This is a genomic window from Thioclava kandeliae (genome assembly GCF_040297545.1).
GTDB lineage: Bacteria > Pseudomonadota > Alphaproteobacteria > Rhodobacterales > Rhodobacteraceae > Thioclava > Thioclava kandeliae.
Genome location: NZ_JAYWLC010000086.1, coordinates 1 through 689 on the forward strand (window position 1 = coordinate 1; position 689 = coordinate 689).

Here is a 689-nt window from a genome sequence, read left to right on the forward strand (position 1 = left end):
GATGGTTAGATCACTGGGATGCCAAAGCCTGCCAACACCCGCTACCGCACGACTAACTGGTCTGACTATAACGCCTCCCTGAAGCGGCGTGGATCGTTGTCGGTTTGGTTCGATCCTGACATGTCCTGGCAGGCAGAGAGAAATGGCAGGTGCGGGCATCCCGAGACCTTCTCCGATAGCGCCATTCAGACATGCCTGACGCTGAAAGTGCTGTTCGGGCTGCCGCTCCGCCAAACCGTCGGTCTGGTCGCGAGCCTGATCAAGATGGCGGGGTTGGACTGGCCTGTGCCCGACTATTCGACGCTCTGCCGGCGTCAGGCGCGGATGGCGGTGCAGATCCCGTATCGGCGCTCCGGGGCGCCTCTGAACTTGCTGATCGACAGCACCGGCATCCGCTTTCGCGGTGATGGAGAATGGCTCTCGCGCAAGCATGGCGCGACGCGCAGACGCGAGTGGCGCAAGGTGCATCTGGCGATGGACACGGCCACTGGCGACATCCGCGCGGTCGAATTCACCTCCAGCAGGCTGGGCGACAGCCCGTTCCTGCCGGAGCTCCTTTCGCAGATCCCGGCGGGCGAAGAGATCGAAACGGTTACGGCCGACGGAGCCTATGACACGCGCAGATGCTATGCGGCGATACTCGAGCATGGGGCAGAACCGATCATACCGATCCGTCGCAATGGCCGAGC

1 protein-coding gene is annotated in these 689 nt (G+C 62.8%); it reads left to right on the plus strand.

Translation table 11 applies throughout. The features are described 5' to 3' along the window. Positions 1 to 18 precede the first annotated feature (18 nt). The coding region (locus tag VSX56_RS20725) for an IS5 family transposase (RefSeq protein WP_350939387.1) at positions 19 to 689 on the plus strand (671 nt) is incomplete at its 3' end.